The sequence below is a fragment of the Brachyspira catarrhinii genome (assembly GCF_005518285.1).
GTDB classification, from domain to species: domain Bacteria; phylum Spirochaetota; class Brachyspiria; order Brachyspirales; family Brachyspiraceae; genus Brachyspira; species Brachyspira catarrhinii.
On sequence record NZ_SJDU01000227.1, the window covers coordinates 1 to 3,866 of the forward strand.

Annotated in this window: 5 protein-coding genes and 1 tRNA gene; 3 read left to right on the top strand and 3 right to left on the bottom strand. The window is 31.0% G+C overall.

Annotation, left to right across the window (positions count from 1 at the left end):
- The coding region (locus tag EZH24_RS08470; protein ID WP_170310852.1) for a cation transporting ATPase C-terminal domain-containing protein at positions 1-738 on the top strand (738 nt) is incomplete at its 5' end.
- A gap of 7 nt (positions 739-745) precedes the next feature.
- On the opposite strand, the gene EZH24_RS08475 is transcribed toward EZH24_RS08470, so the two are convergent.
- A complete protein-coding gene (locus EZH24_RS08475; protein WP_137998731.1) occupies positions 746-1,363 on the bottom strand; it encodes a MotA/TolQ/ExbB proton channel family protein in 618 nt (205 codons plus the stop codon).
- Between the two features lie 69 nt (positions 1,364-1,432).
- Entirely contained in the window at positions 1,433-2,626 is a 1,194-nt protein-coding gene (locus EZH24_RS08480; protein ID WP_137998733.1) for a MalY/PatB family protein, read from the bottom strand.
- Between the two features lie 179 nt (positions 2,627-2,805).
- Between EZH24_RS08480 and EZH24_RS08485 the strand changes: the two genes are divergently transcribed.
- A complete protein-coding gene (locus EZH24_RS08485; RefSeq protein WP_137998735.1) occupies positions 2,806-3,063 on the top strand; it encodes a hypothetical protein in 258 nt (85 codons plus the stop codon).
- A 3-nt stretch (positions 3,064-3,066) separates the two neighbouring features.
- Here the strand turns inward: EZH24_RS08485 and EZH24_RS08490 are convergent.
- Positions 3,067-3,146, bottom strand: a tRNA-Leu gene (locus EZH24_RS08490).
- 56 nt (positions 3,147-3,202) lie between these two features.
- On the opposite strand from EZH24_RS08490, the gene EZH24_RS08495 reads away from it, so the two are divergent.
- Positions 3,203-3,866, top strand: a 664-nt coding sequence (locus EZH24_RS08495; protein ID WP_137998737.1) for a YihY/virulence factor BrkB family protein, incomplete at its 3' end; no start/stop codon positions are given.

The following is a 3,866-nucleotide window of genomic DNA, read 5'->3' on the forward strand; positions in this document are numbered from 1 at the left end:
GTGGGAGTGGCTATGGGAATAACGGGAACGGAAGTTTCAAAAGAGGCGAGCGATATAGTTTTGCTTGACGATTCTTTTGCCACAATCGTTAAAGCCGTTCAATGGGGTAGGGGAATTTACGATAATTTTCAAAGATTTATTCAATTTCAGCTTACGGTTAATTTCGCTTCGGTTATCGTTGTTTTGCTTTCTACATTGACGGGACTCAAAGCTCCTTTCACGGCGATTCAATTATTATGGATAAATATAATCATGGACGGACCTCCAGCAATCGCTTTGGGACTCGAGCCGATAAGAGGCGATTTGATGAATAGAAAACCTACTAAAAGAAACGCGAATATAGTCACAAAAAATATGCTTAAAAAAATATTATATTCGGGAACTATTATGATTATATTGTTTATGATTCAAAGCAAATTAAATATTCTTGGAGTGAATGCGGAAGAAAAATCAACGGTTTTATTCGCTATGTTCGTTATGTTTCAAATATTCAATTCTTTCAATAGCAGAGAATTGGGACGCGACAGCATATTTAAACATTTTTTAGATAATAAATTAATGCTTTTGTCTATGCTCGGAACTTTTATATTGCAGATAATTGCCGTTCAATATGCGGGAGGATTTTTTAATACGATTCCTTTAAGTTTTAATACTTGGCTAAAAATTATAGGAATGTCTTTTATAGTTATAATTGCCGCGGAGGTGTTTAAAATATTTGAGAGATTAATTAAGAAATAATATTTTATTAATTTTTATTATTATCGAGAAAATCGGAAATTTCGTTCGATAAGTTTTCCATAAATAATATTCTTTTATTTACGGTATTTACGAAATAATTATAAAACACAACCGAAGGAATGGCGATTATAAGTCCCGCCGCAGTCGTAAGCAAAGCGTTAGCTATTCCAGAAGCCAAAGCGGTTGGGCGTCCGCTTCCAACGGTTGAAATAACGGCAAACGACTGTATCATTCCAAGTATCGTTCCGAGCAATCCGAGTAGCGGAGCGACTGTGGATATTGTGGAAAGCGCCGCTATAAACCTTTCCAATTTCGGAAGTTCTTTATTTGCTTGACTTTGCATTAATTCTTTAGATATTTTTGTATTCTTTAATCCAGCGGTTATGATATTCGATAATGGAGATTTGCTCGTTTCGCATAAGGCAATAGCAGCTTTTATTTCGTTATCTTTTATTAAAGAAATAATTTTTTGAGATAAAGATTCGTCCGAAGATTTGATTCTTGTAAAATAAATAAATCTGTCGACTATTATCGTTAATGCCATTACGGAAGAAATCAAAAGTCCTATCCAGCATAAAGTCATAGCGGCATTGATTAAAGTGTCAGCGTTAAAAATACCGTTCATTTATAAAATACTCCGAATAATTATGATTGAATATTTTAATTTAATTAGAGTAAAAAATCAATGATTAATTTATTTATAACTTTTATTTTTTAATTGCTTGATTACTTTATCTACAAAATATTCTATATATTTAAAATCCGTTGCAATATTTACTCTTATGAAACCTTTGAAATTTTTTCCAAACCATTCTCCGAAATCAATCGCAATTTTGCAATCGTCTTGAATAAATTCTTTTACTCTGTCTTTGTTTACCATATTTCTTAAGTCAAAAAACGGCAAATAAGTTCCTTCCAAAGGACTTGTTATTATTTCTGGGATTTTGCTTGAAAATTCTTCTTTTATATATTCGTAATTTCTTTTAATAGTTTTTAAAAGTCCGTCAACCCAATCTGCGCCATGCTTATAAGCCGCTTCGGTAGCTATTAATCCGAGCAAATTGAATTCCGTTCTATTTACTGTGCCGACAAATTTTTTATATTTTCTTCTAATTTCTTCGTTGGGAATAATCACATGCGAATTTAAAAGGCTCGCCAAATTAAAAGTCTTGGAAGCGGAATTTAAAACGATAAGATTTTCGTAATATTTATTATCTACCGACAAAGCGGATATGAAAGGACGAACTCCCAAATTGATATCTTGATGAATTTCATCGGAAACTATATATAAATCATGTTTTTTGCAAATCTCAAAAACTTTTTCAATTTCTTCTTTTGTCCAAACTCTTCCAACGGGATTATGCGGATTGCAAAATATTATTAATTTGACTTTATTTTTAATTATTTCGCTTTCCAATTTTTCAAAATCAATCGTAAAAATTCCGTTATCGTTTTTCAAATCACAAGTTATTAAATTTCTTTCGTTGTCTTTTATAGCGTTATGAAACGGATAATAAACGGGAGTAAGTATAATAATACTATCTTCTTTATTTGTAAAAGCGTTTACGATTAGATAAAGCGCCGTCACCAAACCGCTTGAAAACGAAATCCATTCTTTTTTCAAATCTATATTATATCTGCTTTTCTGCCAATTAAAAAAAGCTTCAAAATAACTGTCCCATAAATGAGTATATCCGAAAACTCCATGCGATATTCTTTTATTCAAAGCGTCTATAACTTCGTCTGGCGCTCTAAATTCCATATCGGCAACCCACATTGGAATCAATCCTTCGGTTTTAAATCTTTTTTCAATTCCCGTATCCCATTTTTCCGAATTAGTATTTTTTCTATTAACCGTATATTTACGACAAAATTCTTCTATTTCCATTGATAGTCCTTTGAAGTATTTTTATTTTAATTTATTTTAATTATATAAAATAGAATTATAGAAATAAATTTTATTATGTCAATAAGAATTAAAGTTATAAAAAATACAAATTAAGTCTTTCAAAAATAGTAAATATAGTTTATAATATTTAGAATTATATTATTTTATTGGATTTAATCGTGGATTTATTAGTTATTATATTTTTTATAGTCGTGATTATGATATTTATTTTGATGTTCGGACTGCTTTTCTTTATATCTGGCATAGGAAAAATGGCGGGATTTTTTTCGTATTTAATATTTAGAAATAGAGAAGATTGTCCTTTTTGCCATTGCAGAAAATCTATGAGAATGATTAAAACGGAAAGCGGTTATAAAAAAGTATGCGATAGATGTAAATTTTCGGTAGAGGTGGAAGGCGAAAAAGTTAATGAGTAGATTTACGAGGGGAGGGGGTTGAACCCTCATGCCTAAGCGCTAGATCCTAAGTCTAGTGCGTCTGCCAATTCCGCCACCCTCGCTTAAGTCTATGCAATTATACATTATATAATATTTTTTTCAAGTATGGGTAAAGCTTATGACTAAAATTAAAAAACTAAAAAAAACTTTTCAAAGACTAAAAAATTTCTTTATAGAGGATATATATTATACGGATGCCTCTTTATTTAATCCCGTTAAAAGATTTTTTATAAATTTATTCAGAGTGATAACATTTGCGATAACCGATTTTATAAAAGACGATTGCACGATAAGAGCGGCTTCTCTAACATATCTTGTCACTTTATCTCTTATTCCCGCTTTGATTGTCGGACTTTTTATATTGAGAGTCTTTAATTTGTATCAAAATATTTTTATTATAATATTCGATTGGATGGGAAAAAATGCGCCTTCTTACGAGCCTATAGTCAGACAAATGTTAAATGTAGTCGACAATACCAATTTGGCGAGTTTCGGATTAGTCGGAGTCATTTCCACTTTGGTAAGCACGGGTTTGATACTTCATAATATTCAAAAATCGCTCGTTAAAATTTGGCGAGTAAAAATAAAAACTTCGATTCCGAGAGTGGCTGCAAATTATATAGCTTTGCTTTTTTTGATTCCCATAATGATTGGAATATCTTTTTCGCTTATAACCTACACTCATATAACTTCTTACAATTTTCCAACTATAATTAGAATATTGCTCTCTTGGGTTACTCCGATAATTGCGATGTCTTTGCTCGTTTTATTTCCTTATGTTT